The sequence below is a fragment of the Micromonospora sp. NPDC049301 genome (genome assembly GCF_040678715.1).
Classification (GTDB): Bacteria; Actinomycetota; Actinomycetes; order Mycobacteriales; family Micromonosporaceae; genus Micromonospora.
Genome location: NZ_JBFAQO010000003.1, coordinates 14,268 through 32,396 on the forward strand (window position 1 = coordinate 14,268; position 18,129 = coordinate 32,396).

Consider the following 18,129-nt stretch of genomic DNA (forward strand, 5'->3'; position numbering starts at 1 on the left):
ACCACCATGTGCGGACTCCTGGCCTTCTTCAGCGCGAACGGCAACGCCGCCGCGCACCGCGACCACATCGCCGGAGCGTTGGAATGCCTGCACCACCGCGGGCCCGACGAGACAGGGGTCGAGGTGGTCGGCGACGCCTCCGGCCGGTACGCGGACGGAGTGTTCGCCCACAAGCGGCTCGCGATCATCGACGTCGCGTCGAGTCACGAGCCGCTGCCCTACGCGAACGGCCGTTACCTGCTCACCTTCAACGGTGAGATCTACAACTACATCGAGCTGCGCGACGAGCTGATCCGGGACTTCGGCGCCCAGTTCGCCACGGCCGGCGACGGCGAGGTGATCGTCGCCGGCTACCACTTCTGGGGCGAGCAGGTGCTCACCCGGTTGCGGGGCATGTTCGCGTTCGTCATCTGGGACCGGCAGGAGCGGCGCGCGTTCGGTGCCCGCGACTACTTCGGCATCAAGCCGATGCACTACCTGGAGACCGCCGACGGGCTCTACCTGGCCTCGGAGAAGAAGGCGCTGCTGCCGTTCGCGCACAGCAGCTACCAGGGTGACGCGGGCGTCGACACGGCGAACCTCAGCCACTACCTGACCCTGCAGTACGTCCCCGAGCCCGGCACCCTGCACAAGGGCATCAACCGGATCGGCTCCGGGGAGTACCTGACCTGGACGCCGGGCGGGCGGATCGACGTACGCCGGTGGTACCGGCCGGTGTTCCGGCCGGCGCCGGTCGACGACGAGCAGAAGCTGTACCACGAGATCCGGGAGACGCTGCGGGAGAGCGTGCGCATGCACATGCGCTCCGACGTGCCGGTCGGCTCGTTCCTGTCCAGCGGCATCGACTCCACGGCGGTGGTCGCGCTGGCCCGGGAGTTCAACCCGAACATCCTCACCTTCACCGTCGGCTACGACGTGCCGGGCTATTCGGAGATCGACGTCGCCCAGGACTCGGCCCGGCACCTGGACGTCACCACCATCCCCACCAAGATCGGTCCGCAGGACATGATCGACGCGCTGCCGAAGATCGTCTGGCACCTGGACGACCCGGTGGCCGACCCGGCGCTGGTGCCGCTCTACTTCGTGGCGAAGAAGGCCGCCGAGCACGTCACGGTGGTGCTCTCCGGCGAGGGGGCCGACGAGTTCTTCGGCGGCTACACGATCTACCGGGAGCCGCTGTCGCTCAGCGGCGTCAACGGCCTGCCCGGCGGGGTGCAGAAGGGGCTGCGCGCGGTCTCCAAGGCCATCCCGCAGGGGGTGAAGGGCAAGAGCTTCCTGGAGCGCGGCACCACCCCGATCGAGGAGCGCTACTACGGCAACGCCCGGATGTTCACCGAGGAGGAGAAGCAGCACCTGCTGCGCCGCTACGACCCCTCGGTGCGCTACACCGACGTGACCGCCCCGATCTACGCCGAGTGCATGGAGCTCGACGACGTCACCAAGATGCAGTACGTAGACCTCTACACGTGGCTGCGCGGGGACATCCTGGTCAAGGCCGACCGGATCTCGATGGCCCACTCGCTGGAGGTGCGGGTGCCGTTCCTCGACCGCGCGGTGTTCGAGGTCGCGGCGAAGATCCCGGTCGACCTGAAGCTGCCGCCGCGCTCCGACGCCACCAAGTACGCGATGCGTCAGGCGTTGCAGGGCGTCGTCCCGCCGGCGATCGTCAACCGCAAGAAGCTGGGCTTCCCGACCCCCACGCGGGTCTGGCTGCGCGGCGAGATGTACGAGTGGGCCCGGCACGTGCTGAGCACCTCGGGCGCCGGCGACCTGCTCGACCTGTCGTACGCGCTGCGGCTGCTCGACGAGCACAAGCGGGAGGAGGCCGACCACTCCCGAAAGGTGTGGACGGTGCTGATCTTCTGCATCTGGCACGCCATCTTCGTCGCCAAGACCCTCGACCCGGGCATCCAGCGCAACCAGTCCGCCCTGCTGACGAAGCCCGTCGTAGGTTCCATGGTCCGCTGACCCCGGGCCCCCGTCCGTCCCTGTCGATCAAGAGGTTTGCGTCATCCGGAGTCGTTCCGGTGACGCAAACCTCTTGGTCGTTTGGGGCCGGGACGGGGTCAGCGGCGGGCGCAGGTGACCGTGGGCAGGGTGTTGGTGCCTGTCGTGCTGGCCAGGAAGCCGAAGGTTGTCGTGCCTTCCGGTGCGACCGTGCCGTTGTGCGCGACGTTGGTGGCCGTCACCGATGAGCCGGACGACGTCTGGGTGGCGTTCCAGACCTGACTGATCGACTGTCCGCTGGGCCAGGTCCAGCTCGCGGTCCAGCCGGCGAACGGCGTACTGCCGTGGTTCATGATCATGACTTCGCCCTGGAAGCCGCCCTGCCACGCGCTGACGACCCGGTAGACCGCCATGCAGTCACCGCCGGACGGCGGCGGCGTGGTGGGGTTCGGCGGCGGAGTCGTCGGGTTGGGTGGGGGAGTCGTCGGGTTCGGCGGCGGGGTGCCGCCCGGACCCACGCCGGTCACCTGGCCGTTGCCGCCGTCGAAGGTCACGTCGGAGCAGCCGAAGAAGTTCTCCTGCGAGTCCGAACGCACCCAGCGGGAGTAGATGATGTGCCGGCCGCTCTTGCCCGACGGCAGGTTGCCGCTGAAGTAGTAGTGCCCCTCGTTGGTGCCGACCCCGCCCCGCTGCGGCGGGTTGGTCACCGTCAGGAACGGCTGCTCCTCCAGGTCGCTCCAGGCCAGCGCCCGGGTCGGGCTCCAACTGTTCTTGGTCACGTAGAAGTAGAACGTGCCCGGGTGGTGCGCCCAGTTGCTGTAGCGGAAGTCCAGCCGGGCGCCGGCGGTCAGGTGGGTCAACGGCCAGTCGGTGCGCGGCAGGTCGTAGCCGCGGTAGCCGGGGTTGCCGCCACTGCACAGCTGCCCGTCCGGGATGAAGCCGACGGTCCGGCCACCGGCGTCCGAGCGCAGCACGCTGAACCAGTTGTAGAGCGAGTTCGCGCCGCTCTGCGCCACGGCCGCGGAGCACGCCGGGTTGTTCGGCCGGATCTCGCCGGTCTGGCTCAGGCCGTCCTGCCAGCACAGGAAGGTGCGACTGCCCGGCGTCATGGCCGCGCCGTGCGCGGCGGCCGGCTCCGGGCTGGACGCCAGGGCGACGGCGCCGAGGGTGAGGGTCACGGCCGCGGTGAGCAAGGCGGCCGTACGGGAACGGTTCACGGGTTCTCCTGACTCGCGAGGCGCGCCGCCCTAGCCGCCCCGCCGCAATCGGGTGGGATGTGGCCTGGTCGCCCCGCTGAGAGCGGAAGCGACGATCACGGTGCCGTGCCCCGGCAGGGAACCGGCCGGTGGACACGCGCCGTCAACGGTCCCTGTCGTGGACCGGCGCCCTCGCGTCGAACGAACCCGGCAACCGGCGGCGCGGCAGCCCTCGCACCGCCCGGTACGCGCCATCCCACCACGCCGTCCAGCCGCAGCGCAATAGTCAGCTCTCGATGTGTCAGACCATCCTCAGAGCAGCTTCTCCAGGGTGATCGGCAGCTCGTACTGCCGACGGCCGGTGGCGTCGTGCACGGCGTTCGCGATGGCGGCGGCCGCGCCCACCACGCCGATCTCCCCGACGCCCTTCATCCCGAGCGGGTTCACCACCTCGTCGTGCACCTCGACGGTGTCCACCACCACGTCCGGCGCGTCCGCGTTGACCGCCACCAGGTAGTCGCCGAGGCTGGCGTTGGCCCAGCGACCCGACCGCGGGTCCATCCGGGTGGCCTCCAGCAGCGCCTGGCCGAGCCCCCACAGCATGCCGCCCATCAACTGGCTGTGCGCGGTCTTGCGGTTGAGCACCCGGCCGGGTGCGAACACCCCGACCATCCGGCGTACCCGGACCACGCCGAGTTCGGCGTCGACCGCGACCTCGGCCATCTGCGCGCCGAAGGTGTGCAGCCCGTACCCGGCGTCCTGCGGTGGCGGCGTCCAGGTGCCGAGCACCTCCACGTCCGGGGTCAGGGTGCGCCGCATCAGGTCGGCGTACGTCTCGCCGACGTCGGGCCGGTCGCGCCGCGCCATCCGGCCGTCCTGCACGACGACCCCGGCGGGGTCCGTGCCGTGCAGGGGGGAGTGGTCGTCGGCGACCGCGCGCCCGATCAGCTCGTCGCGAAGCTGGGTCGCCGCCAGGTGTACGGCGGAACCGACCGCGCTGGTGCCCGCGGAGCCCACGGCGGCGGTGACGTTCGGCAGGTCACTGCTGCCGCCGACGAACCGCACCCGCTCCACCGGCAGGCCGAGCACGTCCGCCGCGACCTGGGTCATCGCGGTGTAGACGCCGGTGCCGAACTCCGACACGCCGGCCTCGACGACCGCGGTGCCGTCGTTGTAGAGCCGGGCCCGTGCGCGCTGCGGGTTCACCGGTTGGGTCACCGGGTAGAGCGCGCTGGCCATGCCACTGCCGAGCAGCCACTGGCCCTCGCGCCGGGGCCGCGAGTCGCGGTCACGCCAGCCGAACAGCTCGGACGCCCGCTCGTAGCACTCCTTCAGCCCGCTGCTGGACCACGGGTGCCCGCTCTCGGGGTCGGTGTCGGAGTAGTTGCGCAGCCGCAGCTCCAGCGGGTCGATCCCGATCCGCTCGGCCAGCTCGTCCATCGCGCATTCGAGGGCGAACATGCCGGTCGCCTCACCGGGGGCGCGCATGAAGGTCGGGGTGATCGTGTTGCCCCGGACCAGGTGGTAGATCCCCTCGTAGTGGGGGCTCGTGTACGCCACCGCCGGGCTCTGCAACGACGGCTCCGCCCAGTCGTCGAAGCGGGAGGTGAGCGAGAGCTTGTGGTGGCGCAGCGCGGTGATCCGGCCGTCCGCGTGGGCGCCCAGGGTGATCCGCTGCTCCTGCTCCTCGCGGTGCCCGCAGGAGGTGAACATCTGCTCCCGGGTCAGCGCCAGCCGCACCGGCCGGCCGACCTGCCGGGCCGCGAGCGCGGCCAGCGCCGGGTGGTGCCAGATCATCGCCTTGGAGCCGAAGCTGCCACCGACGGCGTGGCTCACCACCCGGATCGAGATCGGCGGCAGGCCGAGCAGCGCCGAGACGGTGAACTGGGTGGCGTTCGGCCCCTGGGTCGAGTCGTAGATGGTCAGCCGGTCGACGTCCTCCCAGACCGCGGTGCTGGCGGACGCCTCGATCGGGTTGTGGTGGTTGGGCGCGAAGCGGTACGTCGCGTCCACGCACACCTCCGCCTCGGCCAGCGCCTTCGCCACGTCACCGCGGGACCCGTGCCCCGGCAGCAGCCCGCCGAAGATCCGCTCGGGCACGTACGCCTGGTCCCGGGCCTGGTCGAGCACGGTGATGGCGGGTGTGGAGGCGTATTCGACGCGGATCAGGGTGCCCGCGTGCTCGGCGCGTTCGATGGTGTCGGCGACCACGAGGGCGATCGGCTGACCGGCGTAGTGGATCGTCTCGTCCTGCATCGGGAAGAAGGTCTGGCCCGGCGCGGCCAGCCCGGCCAGCGACGGGAGCAACTTCGGCACGGTGGCGACCCGGTCCAGATCGCGATGGGTGAACACGGCCAGCACCCCGTCGGCCTGCTCGGCCTCGACGGTGTCGATCGCGGTGATCCGGCCGCTGGCCACCGTGGCGCTCACCAGCACGGCGTGGACCAGGCCGGTCACCGCGACCTCGGCGGAGTAGCGGGCCTCGCCGCGAACCTTGGCGCGCCCGTCCACCCGGTTGAGCGTGGCGCCGATCGCCGGGCTCATGCCGAGCCCTCCCGCTGGGTCAGCTGTTCCAGGGCCCGGACGATCGTCCGCCGGGCCAGCTCGATCTTGAAGGCGTTCATGCCGTGCGACACCGCCGGCGCCAGCTCGGCCGCCGCCGCCCGGCTGAACGACTCGGTGGTCGCCGGAGCGCCGGCGAGCACCTGCTCCGCCGCCCGGGCCCGCCACGGTTTGGTGGCCACCCCACCCAGGGCCAGCCGCACCTCCGTGATCCGACCGCCGCCGACCGAGATGGCCACCGCGACCGAGGCGAGCGCGAACTCGTACGACTCGCGATCACGGATCTTGATGTACCGGGAGGTGGCCGCGACCAGCGCCGGCGGCAGGTCGATTCCGGTCACCAGCTCGCCGTGGGTCAGCGGGTGTTCCCGCTCCGGGGTCTCGCCGGGAAGCAGGAAGAAGTCGTCGATCGGGATGCTCCGCGTGCCGCCCGGCCCCTCGGTCTGCACCACGGCGTCCAACGCCACCAGCGCGACGGCCAGGTCGGACGGGTGCGTGGCGATGCAGCGCTCGCTGGTGCCGAGCACGGCGTGCCCCCGGTTGATCCCCTCCAGTGCGCCGCACCCGCTGCCGGGGACGCGCTTGTTGCAGGGCGCCGCGGTGTCGCGGAAGTAACCGCACCGCACCCGCTGCAACAGGTTGCCGCCGAGGGTGGCCATGTTGCGCAGCTGCGGGGAGGCGCCGAGCAGCAGCGCCTCGGCGACCATCGGGTAACGGCGGACCAGCTCCGGTTCCTCGGCCACGTCGCTCATCCGGGCCAGCCCGCCGAGCCGCAGCCCGCCGCCGGGCAGCTCCTCGACGCGGTTCAGCGGCAGGTCGTTGATGTCGACGAGGCGACGCGGCTGCTCGACGTAGATGCGCAGCAGGTCGATCTGGTTGGTGCCGCCGGCCAGGAAGGCGCTGTCCGGGTCGGCGCTCACCGCGCCGATCGCGGTGCCGACGTCGGTGGCCCGGGAGTAGCTAACGGGCCGCATCGGCGGTGCCTCCCTGGTCGCGGACCCGGCGGATGGCCGCGCGGATGTGCGGGTACGCGGCGCAGCGGCAGATGTTGCCGCTCATCCACTCCCGGATCTCCATGTCGTCGCCGGCGTGCCCCTCGGCCAGCAGCGCCACCGCGGACATGATCTGCCCGGGTGTGCAGTAGCCGCACTGGAAGGCGTCGCAGTCCAGGAACGCCTGCTGCACCGGGTGCAGGGTGTCCCCGTCGGACAGCCCCTCGATCGTGGTCACCTCGCGGTTCTCGCAGGTGATCGCCAGGGTCAGGCAGGACAGCACCCGGCGTCCGTCCACCCACACCGTGCAGGCACCGCAGGCCCCCTGGTTGCAGCCCTTCTTGGTCCCGGTCAGCTCGAGCCGGTCGCGCAGGGCGTCGAGCAGGCTGACCCGTGGCTCGATGGTCGCCGCCCGGGGCTCCCCGTTCACCTGAAGGTGGACCTCGACGGCGCCGGGACCGCGGACCACCGCGTGGTCCGGGCTCGGCGCGGTACGCAGCGCCTGGTAGGACTTCACCAACTCGCACCCCCTCCTGGTGAAATCGACCATATCCTTCGCATAAGACTGGTTTGGGGCTTTCGAGGCGATGCCGCCGGGCCGATGGGCTCGGCCGGCACGGGCCGGCCGACGCGGCGGCGAGACGGAGAGGCGGCAGCGCGTGCCGGACGTGTTCGACGAGGTGCACCGGCGCTGCCGCGCCGGCGAGGCCGTCGCCCTGGCCACCGTCGTCGCCACCTGGCGGTCCGCGCCACAGCCGCCCGGCGCCGCCATGCTGGTCGCGGCCGACGGCACGGTCACCGGCAGCGTCTCCGGTGGCTGCGTCGAGGCCGACCTCTACGAACGGGCCCGCCACGTGCTCGACACCGGCACCCCCGAGCTGACCCGCTACGGAATCAGCGACGACACCGCGTACGCCGTGGGCCTGACCTGCGGCGGCGTGCTCGACGTGTTCGTGGAACGGATCGACGGTGGCGGCCTCGCGGAGCTGGCCGCAGTCGACGCGGCGCGCCGGTCCGGCCAACCGGTGGCGGTGGTCACCTGCGTGGCGGCCGACGCCGGCGATCCACCCGGCGCGGTGCCGGCCGACCCGGCGGGGCGGCTGGGCCGGCGGCTCGTGCTGACCGGAGAGCGGGTGAGCGGCTCGCTCGGCGACGACCGGCTGGACGCCGCCGCCACCGCCGACGCCCTCGGCCTGCTCGCCGCCGGGCACAGCGGGGTGCTCCGGTACGGCTACCACGGCCAGCGCCGGGGCAGCGGCCTGAGCCTCTTCGTGGCCACGTACGCCACCCCACCCCGGATGATCGTCTTCGGGGCGATCGACTTCGCCGCCGCGGTGGCCCGGATCGGCGCGTTCCTCGGCTACCGGGTGACCGTCTGCGACGCCCGCCCGGTCTTCGCCACCACCCCACGCTTCCCCGAGGCCGACGAGGTGGTGGTGCAGTGGCCGCACCGCTACCTGGGGGCCGAGCTGGACGCAGGCCGTGTCGACGGGCGGACGGTGGTCTGCGTGCTGACCCACGACCCGAAGTTCGACGTGCCGCTGCTGGCGCTGGCGCTGCGCCACCGGCTGGCGTACGTCGGCGCGATGGGGTCGCGGCGCACCCACGACGAGCGGCACAAGCTGCTGCGCGAGGCGGGGCTCAGCGCGGAGCAACTCGCTCGGCTCGCCTCGCCGATCGGGCTGGACCTCGGTGGGCGTACCCCGGAGGAGACCGCGGTGAGCGTGGCCGCCCAGATCGTCGCGGGCCGCTGGGGCGGGACCGGCCGCCCGCTGACGGCACTCGCCGGGCCGATCCACCGGGCGGGGTAGCGCCCCGGCCGCCTCCCGCGTGTCCCCGGGCGGTCGGACCCGTGCCTTCGGCGCCCACCGGGCCGTGCGCTGTGCCAGCCTGGTGCCACGCCGAACGACGACGCGGGCGGCGGGCGACGACGAAGGGACCGGCATGGGATACGCGGTGGTGCTCGGCGAGGCGCTCGTCGACCTGCTCGACGCCGAGCGCGACGGCGAGCGGGTCTACCGGCAGGCGATCGGCGGCGCGCCGCTCAACGTCGCCGTCGGGGTGGCCCGGCTCGGCGGCGCGGCCCAGTACGTCGGTTCTCTCGGCGACGACGTGCTGGCCGACCGGATCCGCGCCTTCTTGACCGACACCGGCGTCGGGCTGGCCGGCGCGGTCACGGTGCCGGCGCCGACCACCCTCGCGGTGGTCACCTTCGCCGGCCCGGAACCCGACTTCCGCTTCTACGGTGAGCCGCCCTCCTATGGCCTGCTCGCGCCCGAGGATCTCAACCTGGCGCTGCTGGAGGGCGCCGACGTGCTCTACTGCGGCTCCGTCGTGCTGCTCCACCCCGGCACGCTGGCCGCCGCCCGCCGTGCCTGGGCGCTCGCCACCGGCCTGCGGGTCTTCGACCCGAACGTGCGCCCCCGGCTCCTGGACGGGCCGGCCGCGCTGGCCGGGCTGCGCGAGGTCGTGGCCGAGTTCGCGGCCGGCGCGCACGTGGTCAAGCTGAGCACCGCCGACGCCGAGCTGCTCTACCCGGGCGAGCCGGTCGAGGGGGTGGCCGCGTACCTGCGCGAGCTGGGTGCCGCGACGGTGGTGGTGACGCTCGGCGCGGCCGGGGCCGTGCTGGCCGCCGCCGACGCCGACCCGGTCCGGGTGCCCGCCGCCCGGATCACCGCGGTGGACGCCACCGGCGCCGGCGACTCGGTGATGGCCGCGTTGATCGCCGACCTGCTCCTCGCCGGTGAGCCGACCAGCCCTGCGGGCTGGGTCGAGCGGGTGGCGTTCGCGCTGCGGGTGGCCGGGCTGGTCTGCGAGTCACCGGGCGGCGCCACCGCCATGCCCACCCGCGCCGACGTCGATCGCCGCTTCGGAGGTCAGGCGGTGCCGTCGAGCTCGCGGTAGCCGCGGCGGGCGGCGATCAGGGCGGCGCGGGCGCCGAAGGGCGCCTCGGCGGCGATCCGCTCCGGTGGCGCGCTGCCGGTGTGCCCGGCCCGGATCAGCCAGGCCAGCTTCGCCAGCGCGCCGTGCTGGGCCCGGACGAACTCGACGTCCACCGGGTCGCCGTGACCCGGCACCACCACCGTGCCCGGGGTGGTCAGCCGGAGCAGGTCGGCGACCGCGTCCGGCCACTGCAGGGGGTACGAGTCCTCGAAGGCGGGCGGGCCGCTCTGCTCCACCAGGTCCCCGGCGACCAGCACGTCCGCGTCGGGCACGTGCACCACCAGATCGGCGTCGGTGTGCCCCCGCCCGGGGTGACGCAGCAGCACCCGCCGGCCGCCCAGGTCGAGCGCCGTCTCGGTGAGCACGGGGTGCGTCGGCGCGAGCAGCGGCGTGTCGGCCAGCTCGGCGGCGAGCGCCGGGTGCTCGTCGCGCACCTCCTCGTACGCCTCGCGGCGCAGCCGCTCCGGCTGCTCGCGCAGGGCCGCGGCGGCCAGCTCGTGCGCGTACACCGGGCGGGGCGGGTCGCCGGCCAGGACGGCGTTGCCGAAGCAGTGGTCGTAGTGGTGGTGGGTGTTGACCAGCGTCAGCGGACGGTCGGTCACCACCCGGACGGCGGCGGCCAGCTCGGTGGCCTGCGCTGCGGAGGAGAGCGTGTCCACCAGCAGTGCCTCGTGGTCGCCGACGACCAGGGTGACGTTGACCCGCAGCAGCGGCTCGGTCAGCACGTGCACCCGGTCGGCGACCTCGACGAATCCGCTGGTCACGATGCCCGCCCGGCACGGTCGACGAAGCGTTGCCGGTCCACCAGGATGCGGTCCACGCGCCCCCGGGCCACCGTCTCGTCACCGTCGCTGACGGTGACCTCGAACGACAGCCGGCGACCGTCGACGGCCGCCAGCACGGCCTGCGCCCGGACCGTCCGGCCGACCACGGTCGGCGCCAGATGCTCCAGCGCGACCCGGGTCCCCACGGTGGTCGACCCGGACGGCAGGTGGGTGGCCGTCGCCGCGACGGTGGCCGCCTCGGCCAGCGCGAGCACCCGGGGTGTGCCCAGGACCGGTACGTCCCCGGAACCGACCGCCCAGGCGGTGTCCGCGTCGGTGACGGTCAACTCGACCCGGGCGGTCAGACCCGGCGTGAAGGCCGGCTCGGGCTGCTCCTGCATGGTCGCCAGCCTAGGTGCTCGCCGCGCCCGCCGAGCACTCGCCCGGCGATCCGGCCGCGCCGGCCGTCCCACCTCTGGAGCGGTCCGGCGGGTGGTCGCCGTCGGTCGATGCCGCCCCCGTCGTTAACCTTGACCGCGATGGCCGTCGTGACTGACCCCCAACCCCCCGCCCGGACCGACCCGCCCGCGTCCCCGGACGGGGGCCGCCGGCGCATCGTCGCCATGACGATATGGGCGGTCGCCTTCGTGGCCGCCTGGCTGGGCATCGGGTTACCCACCGACCCCGCGTACGCGTTCGTGTGGATCTGGGCCGGCACCATCGCCTGGAACAGCGAACGGCCGTGGCGCAGCCACCTGCGCTTCGCCCGGGACTGGGTGCCCGTGGTGCTGCTGCTCGCCGCGTACAACCTCTCCCGGGGGTTCGCCGACAACGGGGCCACCCCGCACGCGATGGAGCTGATCGTCGCCGACCGGTTCATGTTCGGTTGGGCCACGGGCGGCGAGGTGCCCACCATCTGGTTGCAGCAGCGCCTCTACCACCCCGACGTGCACTGGTACGACATCGCGGCGAGCTGGGTGTACTTCTCGCACTTCGTGGTGGCGCTGGCCGCCGCCGCGGTGCTCTGGCTGCGCGACCGGCACCGCTGGGCGGCGTACATGCGGCGCTGGGGCTTCCTCTGCGCCGCCGGCCTGGCCACCTACTTCATCTACCCGGCCGCGCCGCCGTGGTGGGCGGCGCAGAACGGCCTGCTCACCGAGGTCGCCCGGATCTCCACCCGGGGGTGGAAGGCGTTCGGCATGCACGGCGCCGGCAACGTGCTCAACGCCGGCCAGATCGCCTCGAACCCGGTCGCCGCGATGCCGTCGCTGCACACCGCGTGGGCGCTGTTCGTGGTGCTCTTCTTCCTGACCGCCACCCGCCGCCGCTGGTGGCCGCTGCTGCTCGCGTACCCGCTGGCGATGACCTTCACCCTGGTCTACTCGGGTGAGCACTACGTGATCGACGTGCTGGTCGGCTGGGCGTACGTCGGGCTGACCTTCCTGGTGGTCGGCCTGGCCGAGCGCGGGTGGGCGGCGCTGCGGGCCCGTCGCGCCGGGCCCGCGCCGGCTACCGCCGACCCGCCGCCTGGGGAGATCACCGGCGCGGACGACACCGCCGGCCCGCCGGCGTCGGATCGAGCGGTGCCGGTCGCGGCGGGCGACGCCGACCAGCCCGCGGTACCCGCCGAGCGCTGACACCGCCGGGTCGACCGGCCGCGGCGGAACAGGTCAGCCGGAGCGGCGGGCGGCGTGCGCGCGGGCGGTCAGCTCGGCAGCCAGTGCCCACGCCTCCGCCAGGTCCCGGTCCTGCGCCGCGGCGCCCGACCCGCCGGCGGTGTCCGCGTGCACGGTGGCCAGGCCCAGCCGGCGCTGCGCCGGCCCCTGCACCACCCGCACGCTCTGGATCCGGGCGTACGGCACGATCGCCACCTGCCGGGTGAGCAGACCGGAGCGGGTGGCGAAGACCCGCTCGAACAGGCCGGCACCCAGCGCGCGCCTGCCCAGTGGGTGCAGCCAGCGGGTGCGGGGCGGCGGTGGGCTCAGCGCCAGCGCGTCGAGGCGCACCCCCGGCAGCACCTCGGCGACGATCATCGTCGCGGTCGGCAGGTCACCGACCGGCAGCAGTCGGTCCGGCCGGTTGCGGTCGTCGGCCTCCGCGACGGAGTACCCGGCCACCTCCAGCCGCAGCCGCAGCCAGCCCTTCACCCGCCACAGCAGCGGCCAGGTGGCCCGTACGGTCTGCACCCGGTCCAGCGGCACGGTCTGCGCCCGGGTCTCCAGCAGGCCGTTGTGCACCCGCAGCGTGCCGCCGTCGCGGGCCAGCCGGAAGTTCCAGTCGTCGAGGACCCGGCGGATCGGTTGCAGCAGCACGCCGGCCATCGCGGTCAGCGTGCTCGCCACCGCGACGAACGACCACGACCCCGCCGTGATGAACTGCACAACGACGAAGGCCAGACCGAACGGGAGCAGGAACGCCTGCGGGGTGAGCAGCTGGCTGACCAGCAGGTTCTGGTTGCGTACCGCGTGCAGCGGGCGGCCCGGTGCCGCCGCCTGCGGCACCGTGCCGGGGGCAGCCGGGGGCACCGTGAGGCCCGGCGCGGGCGGCTGTGACGCCCGGCCGGCGATCGCCAGCAACCGCTCGCGCAGCCGGGCGGCGTCGGCCACCCCGAGGTACGCCAGCGGCGCCTCGGTCTTGCCCCCGCCGACCACCTCCAGCCGCAGCTCGGCCAGGCCGGTGAGCTGGGCCAGCAGCGGCCGGACCACCTCCACGGCCTGCAACCGCTCCAACGGGATGGCCCGGGTACGTCGCCAGAGCAGCCCCTCGTACACCCGCAGCTCGCGGCCCACCACGTGGTAGCCGGTGTTGTACCAGCTGATCACCGACAGCACGGTCGCCCCGAGCGCCAGCACCACCACCATTGCCGCGAACCAGCCGAAGCCGACCCGGGACAGCGTCGACCAGGACAGCCCGGCGATCACCACGACCAGCGACTTGGCCCCGTGCAGCAGCGGGCTGAGCGGGTGCAGTCGCTGGCGCGGCTCGCCGTCGCCGGCCACCGGCGGCACCGGCCAGTGATAGGGCGCCCCGGGCGGGACAGCCCCGTAGGGCAGCGCGCCGCCGGGCTGCCCAGCGCCGTAGGGCGGGGCTCCACCGGGAGGCGGACCGGCGGGCGGTGCGCCGCCGGACGGCAGGGGCGGCCCGGTGCCCGGGTCGGCGGGACGGTCGCTCATCGGGCCGGCCTCCGGCGCGGCCGGCGGTCGCCCGGACGGGCGCTCACAGTCCCTCCGCCCGGTCCTCGCCCAGCGCGGTGAGCCGGTCACGCAGCCGGGACGCCTCCGCCGGGCGCAGCCCCGGCACCCGGGCGTCGCTCGCCGCCGCCGCCGTGTGCAACTGCACGGTGGCCAGGTTGAACGCGCGTTCCAGCGGCCCGGCGCTGACATCGACGAACTGCATCCGGGAGTACGGCACGATGGAGAGCCGCCGGATGAGCAGCCCGTGGCGGACCAGCAGGTCGTCCTCCCGCTCGGCGTACCCCCAGGCACGGACCGCGCGGACGATCGCCACGGCCCGCCAGGCGCCGAACACCAGCACGGCGGCGAGAGCGAGCCCGAACAGGCCGTGACCACTCACGGCCCAGCCGATCGCCGTCACCGCCAGCCCGATGGCGAGCACCACGGCCAGCCGGATCAGCTCCACCCAGATCAGGTCGGAGGAGATCGGCTGCCAGCGGACGGTGTCCGGCCAGGGCTCCAGTGGCCCCCGCCCCACCGACCCCTCCGTCAACAGCGGACCAGGTGCACCGGCGGCCAGGCCGGGTGCACCGGTGGCCGGCGACGGACCCGGCGGAAGCAGGCCGGGCGGCGGCAGGTCCGGCGGGCGAGGGTCGGCGTCGTACCCGCCGGCTGGCGGCAGGGCGCCGGGCGGCAGCGGGGCGGGTGACGACGCGTCGGGCGGGGCAGGATCCGGGCCGAGCGTGCCCGGTGCCGGGAACGCGCCGGGCGGCGGAGGCGGTGCGGTGGGCGGCCGGGAGGCAGAGGTGGGGCCGGGGGAAGCCGATGGGTCGACGCGGTCCTCCGCGCTCACCGATGGGATCCGTCCTGATCGGCAGCGGCGTGAGACGCCACGCTGCTGTGCCACCTGGTTCGCTCGCTGCGCTCGCTCACGCCGCGGCCTCGCTCCGCTCGGCAGCGGCGTGAGACGCCACGCTGCTGTGCCACCTGATTCGCTCGCTGCGCTCGCTCACATGTCGAGGGTAGGCGATCCGGGCACCGGATTGACGGCACGCAGGAAGCCGCGAGCGTCCAGGAAGTCGCCGAGGTTGCCGCGGTGCTCGTCGCAGGCCAACCAGGTCTTGCGCCGCTCGGCGGTGTGCAGCCGGGGATTGTTCCACTCCAGCGCCCAGACGGCGGGGGCGCGGCAGCCGCGGGCCGAGCAGATCAGGGCCTCGCCGGCGGGGGAGGGGTTGCTCATCCCGGCCAGTCTAGGGCGGCGGGACGGAGGGCTTGAGCGCCGGGCGGCCACGGGGGGAGCCGCCCGGCGACGGGGTGAATCGTACACGCGGCGGCCCGGTTCGTGTCCACCCCGCGACGCGTGATCCGGCTGCTGGGGACGGCACGGCGAAAATCGGCTTCTCCCCACCTCGACACTCAGGAAGGCGTGCGAGTCTTGATACCGCATCAGCCGCGACGACCGACCAACGCTGTGGAGGACCGGTGGCCCAGCCGACCATGCCCGACGCCCCGACGCCGAACGGGGCGGCCCCGGCGGAACCCGCGCCGGTGACCACACCCGCGCAGGACGCCACCCTGCTGGAGCGGGCGCTGTTCGAGATCAAACGGGTCATCGTCGGTCAGGACCGGATGGTCGAGCGGATGTTCGTCGCGCTGCTCGCCCGCGGCCACTGTCTGCTCGAAGGGGTGCCCGGGGTGGCCAAGACCCTGGCCGTGGAGACCCTCGCCAAGGTCGTCGGCGGGTCCTTCGCCCGGGTGCAGTTCACCCCGGACCTGGTGCCGGCCGACATCATGGGCACCCGGATCTACCGGCAGTCGAGCGAGAAGTTCGACGTCGAGCTGGGCCCGGTCTTCGTCAACTTCCTGCTCGCGGACGAGATCAACCGGGCTCCGGCCAAGGTGCAGTCGGCGCTGCTGGAGGTGATGAGCGAGCGGCAGGTGTCCATCGGCGGGGAGAGCCACCGGGTGCCCGACCCGTTCCTGGTGATGGCCACCCAGAACCCGATCGAGCAGGAGGGCGTGTATCCGCTGCCGGAGGCGCAGCGGGACCGGTTCCTCATGAAGATCGTGGTGGGTTACCCGACCGACGCCGAGGAGCGGGAGATCGTCTACCGGATGGGCGTCGCCGCGCCGGAGCCGACGGCGGTGTTCGACACCCCCGACCTGATCGCCCTGCAACGCAAGGCGGACCAGGTCTTCGTGCACAACGCGCTGGTGGACTACGCGGTCCGCCTGGTGCTGGCCACCCGCGCGCCGGCCGAGCACGGCATGCCCGACGTCGCCCAGCTGATCCAGTACGGGGCGAGCCCCCGCGCCTCGCTCGGCCTGGTCCGGGCCACCCGCGCGCTGGCGCTGCTGCGGGGGCGGGACTACGCGCTGCCGCAGGACGTGCAGGACATCGCCCCGGACATCCTGCGGCACCGGCTGGTGCTCAGCTACGACGCGCTCGCCGACGACGTGCCGGCCGACCACATCGTGCACCGGGTGATGTCCACCATCCCGCTCCCGGCAGTCGCTCCCCGGCAGCAGGCCAGCCCGTCGTCGACCGCCCCGCCGCCGGGCGCTGGCTGGCCCGGGCAGCGGCCGTGACCTCACCCACCCCTCGACCCGCTCCCGTCCCCGACCGCAGCGAGGCCGTGCTGTCCCGGCTCCAGTTGCTGGTCACCCGCAAGCTCGACGGCCTGCTCCAGGGCGACTACGCCGGCCTGCTCCCCGGTCCGGGCAGCGAGGCGGGGGAGTCGCGGGAGTACCGCGCCGGCGACGACGTGCGCCGGATGGACTGGCCGGTCACGGCACGGACCACGACGCCGCACGTGCGGCGTACGGTGGCCGACCGGGAGCTGGAGACCTGGCTGGCGCTGGACCTGTCGGCCAGCCTGGACTTCGGCACCGGGCAGTGGCTCAAGCGGGAGGTCGTGGTGGCCGCCGCGGCAGCGATCACCCACCTGACCGTGCGCGGCGGCAACCGGATCGGCGCGGTGATCGGCACCGGTGGCGGCGCGTCCGCCCCGGCCCGGCGCTGGCGGGGTGTGCCGCCACAGCCCGGGCCCGGGGTGCTCACCCGACTGCCGGCCCGCTCCGGCCGCAAGGAGGCGCAGGGCCTGCTGCGGGCCGTCGCGGGCACCGCGATCCAGCCCGGCCGGGGTGACCTGGGCGCCCTGATCGAGATGCTCAACCGTCCGCCCCGGCGGCGGGGCGTGGCCGTGGTGGTCTCGGACTTCCTGGCGCCGTCCGAGCAGTGGGCCCGGCCGCTGCGCAAGCTGCGGGTCCGGCACGACGTGCTGGCGATCGAGGTGGTCGACCCGCGGGAGCTGGAGCTGCCCGACGTGGGTGTGCTGCCGGTGGTCGACCCGGAGAGCGGCGAGCTGCACGAGGTGCAGACCGCCGACCCGCGGCTGCGGCAGCGCTACGCCGAGGCCGCCGCCGCCCAGCGGGCCACGATCGCCGCCGCGCTGCGCGGCGCCGGCGCGGCCCACCTGCGACTGCGTACCGATCGAGACTGGCTGCTGGACATGGTGCGTTTCGTTGCCGCGCAGCGGCACGCCCGCACCCGGGGGACGACACGATGATCCGTTTCATGCAACCGTGGTGGCTGCTGGCCGTGCTGCCGGTGCTCGCCCTCGCCGCGTTCTACCTCTGGCGGCAGTTGCACCGCCGGGCGTACGCGATGCGGTTCACCAACGTGGACCTGCTGCGCACCGTGGCGCCGAAGGGGCTGGGCTGGCGCCGGCACGTCCCGGCGACCGCTTTCCTGCTCTGCCTGCTGGTGCTGGCCACCGCGCTGGCCCGTCCCGCGGTGGACACCAAGGAGCCGCTGGAGCGGGCCACCGTGATGCTCGCCATCGACGTGTCGCTGTCGATGCAGGCCGACGACGTGGCGCCGAACCGTCTGGAGGCGGCTCAGGAGGCGGCCAAACAGTTCGTCGGCGAGCTGCCGGAGAGCTACAACCTGGGTCTCGTGTCGTTCGCCAAGGCGGCCAACGTGCTGGTGCCGCCGGGCAAGGACCGGGCGGCGGTGACCAGCGCGATCGACGGGCTGGTGCTGGCCGAGGCGACCGCGACCGGCGAGGCGGTGTTCACGTGCCTGGAGGCGATCCGGTCGGTGCCGGCCGACGGCGCGGCGGGCATCCCACCGGCGCGGATCGTGCTGCTCTCCGACGGGTTCCGCACGTCCGGCCGGTCGGTGGAGGAGGCGGCGGCGGCCGCGCAGGCGGCGAACGTGCCGGTCTCCACCATCGCCTTCGGCACCGACACGGGTCAGGTCGACATCGGCGGTCAGCTCCAGCGGGTGCCGGTGGACCGGCTGGCCCTGGCCGAGCTGGCCGAGACCACCGAGGGCTACTTCTACGAGGCGGCCTCGGCGAGCGAGCTGAAGCAGGTCTACCAGGACATGGGCAGCTCGATCGGGTTCCGCACGGAGCCGCGCGAGGTGACCCAGTGGTACGCCGGGGTGGCGCTGCTGCTGGCGCTCTGCGCGGGTGCGCTCAGCCTGCTGTGGACGTCCCGGATGCTGTGAGGCCGGCGGCGCCCGGGCTGGTCCCGGGCGCCGCCG

At 73.8% G+C, this 18,129-nt stretch carries 16 protein-coding genes; 7 read left to right on the forward strand and 9 right to left on the reverse strand.

What is annotated here, in order from left to right; translation table 11 throughout:
• Positions 1 to 6: 6 nt before the first annotated feature.
• Positions 7 to 1,968, forward strand: coding sequence for an asparagine synthase (glutamine-hydrolyzing) (gene asnB, locus AB0K07_RS10035; RefSeq protein ID WP_363752870.1), 1,962 nt, complete (start codon positions 7 to 9; stop codon positions 1,966 to 1,968).
• Between the two features lie 98 nt (positions 1,969 to 2,066).
• On the opposite strand, the gene AB0K07_RS10040 is transcribed toward asnB, so the two are convergent.
• The 4 genes from AB0K07_RS10040 to AB0K07_RS10055 all read right to left on the reverse strand — a co-directional run bounded on the left by AB0K07_RS10040 (position 2,067) and on the right by AB0K07_RS10055 (position 7,166).
• Complete coding sequence (locus AB0K07_RS10040) at positions 2,067 to 3,164, reverse strand: lytic polysaccharide monooxygenase (RefSeq protein ID WP_363752873.1); 1,098 nt, start codon at positions 3,162 to 3,164, stop codon at positions 2,067 to 2,069.
• Between the two features lie 291 nt (positions 3,165 to 3,455).
• Positions 3,456 to 5,687: a xanthine dehydrogenase family protein molybdopterin-binding subunit gene (locus AB0K07_RS10045; RefSeq protein ID WP_363752876.1), complete on the reverse strand. Its 2,232-nt coding sequence runs from the start codon at positions 5,685 to 5,687 to the stop codon at positions 3,456 to 3,458.
• On the reverse strand, positions 5,684 to 6,679 hold the full coding sequence (locus AB0K07_RS10050; protein ID WP_363752879.1) for a xanthine dehydrogenase family protein subunit M: 996 nt from the start codon (positions 6,677 to 6,679) through the stop codon (positions 5,684 to 5,686). The genes AB0K07_RS10045 and AB0K07_RS10050 overlap by 4 nt, the downstream gene beginning before the upstream one ends.
• On the reverse strand, positions 6,666 to 7,166 hold the full coding sequence (locus tag AB0K07_RS10055; RefSeq protein ID WP_363754234.1) for a (2Fe-2S)-binding protein: 501 nt from the start codon (positions 7,164 to 7,166) through the stop codon (positions 6,666 to 6,668). Before AB0K07_RS10055 ends, AB0K07_RS10050 begins: the two co-directional genes overlap by 14 nt.
• Before the next feature lie 190 nt (positions 7,167 to 7,356).
• Between AB0K07_RS10055 and AB0K07_RS10060 the strand changes: the two genes are divergently transcribed.
• The gene (locus AB0K07_RS10060) at positions 7,357 to 8,508 is read left to right on the forward strand and encodes an XdhC/CoxI family protein (protein WP_363752882.1); all 1,152 of its coding nucleotides are present in this window, start codon (positions 7,357 to 7,359) and stop codon (positions 8,506 to 8,508) included.
• A 133-nt stretch (positions 8,509 to 8,641) separates the two neighbouring features.
• On the forward strand, positions 8,642 to 9,601 hold the full coding sequence (locus AB0K07_RS10065) for a PfkB family carbohydrate kinase (RefSeq protein WP_363752884.1): 960 nt from the start codon (positions 8,642 to 8,644) through the stop codon (positions 9,599 to 9,601).
• Here AB0K07_RS10065 and AB0K07_RS10070 read toward each other — a convergent pair.
• Together AB0K07_RS10070 and AB0K07_RS10075 are read right to left on the reverse strand one after the other, a co-directional pair.
• Positions 9,574 to 10,404, reverse strand: a complete 831-nt coding sequence (locus tag AB0K07_RS10070) for an MBL fold metallo-hydrolase (RefSeq protein ID WP_363752886.1) — start codon at positions 10,402 to 10,404, stop codon at positions 9,574 to 9,576. The two genes, AB0K07_RS10065 and AB0K07_RS10070, sit on opposite strands and share 28 nt — an antisense overlap.
• Positions 10,401 to 10,805, reverse strand: a complete 405-nt coding sequence (locus AB0K07_RS10075) for a hotdog domain-containing protein (RefSeq protein WP_363752889.1) — start codon at positions 10,803 to 10,805, stop codon at positions 10,401 to 10,403. Before AB0K07_RS10075 ends, AB0K07_RS10070 begins: the two co-directional genes overlap by 4 nt.
• Positions 10,806 to 10,943: 138 nt before the next feature.
• Here AB0K07_RS10075 and AB0K07_RS10080 point away from each other — a divergent pair, with 138 nt between their 5' ends.
• Entirely contained in the window at positions 10,944 to 12,041 is a 1,098-nt protein-coding gene (locus AB0K07_RS10080) for a phosphatase PAP2 family protein (protein WP_363752892.1), read from the forward strand.
• Between the two features lie 33 nt (positions 12,042 to 12,074).
• Here AB0K07_RS10080 and AB0K07_RS10085 read toward each other — a convergent pair whose 3' ends face one another.
• The 3 genes from AB0K07_RS10085 to AB0K07_RS10095 all read right to left on the reverse strand — a co-directional run bounded on the left by AB0K07_RS10085 (position 12,075) and on the right by AB0K07_RS10095 (position 14,817).
• Positions 12,075 to 13,577: a PH domain-containing protein gene (locus AB0K07_RS10085; protein ID WP_363752895.1), complete on the reverse strand. Its 1,503-nt coding sequence runs from the start codon at positions 13,575 to 13,577 to the stop codon at positions 12,075 to 12,077.
• Between the two features lie 43 nt (positions 13,578 to 13,620).
• A complete protein-coding gene (locus AB0K07_RS10090) occupies positions 13,621 to 14,157 on the reverse strand; it encodes a PH domain-containing protein (RefSeq protein ID WP_363754237.1) in 537 nt (178 codons plus the stop codon).
• 429 nt (positions 14,158 to 14,586) lie between these two features.
• A complete protein-coding gene (locus AB0K07_RS10095; RefSeq protein WP_363752898.1) occupies positions 14,587 to 14,817 on the reverse strand; it encodes a hypothetical protein in 231 nt (76 codons plus the stop codon).
• 242 nt (positions 14,818 to 15,059) lie between these two features.
• Between AB0K07_RS10095 and AB0K07_RS10100 the strand changes: the two genes are divergently transcribed.
• The 3 genes from AB0K07_RS10100 to AB0K07_RS10110 are packed head-to-tail and all read left to right on the forward strand — an operon-like array spanning position 15,060 to position 18,093.
• Entirely contained in the window at positions 15,060 to 16,166 is a 1,107-nt protein-coding gene (locus tag AB0K07_RS10100; protein ID WP_363752901.1) for a MoxR family ATPase, read from the forward strand.
• Positions 16,145 to 17,146 carry a DUF58 domain-containing protein gene (locus AB0K07_RS10105; RefSeq protein WP_363754240.1) on the forward strand — a complete coding sequence of 334 codons (1,002 nt, stop codon included), beginning with the start codon at positions 16,145 to 16,147 and terminating at the stop codon, positions 17,144 to 17,146. Before AB0K07_RS10100 ends, AB0K07_RS10105 begins: the two co-directional genes overlap by 22 nt.
• Positions 17,143 to 18,093, forward strand: a complete 951-nt coding sequence (locus AB0K07_RS10110; protein WP_363752904.1) for a VWA domain-containing protein — start codon at positions 17,143 to 17,145, stop codon at positions 18,091 to 18,093. Before AB0K07_RS10105 ends, AB0K07_RS10110 begins: the two co-directional genes overlap by 4 nt.
• Positions 18,094 to 18,129 lie beyond the last annotated feature (36 nt).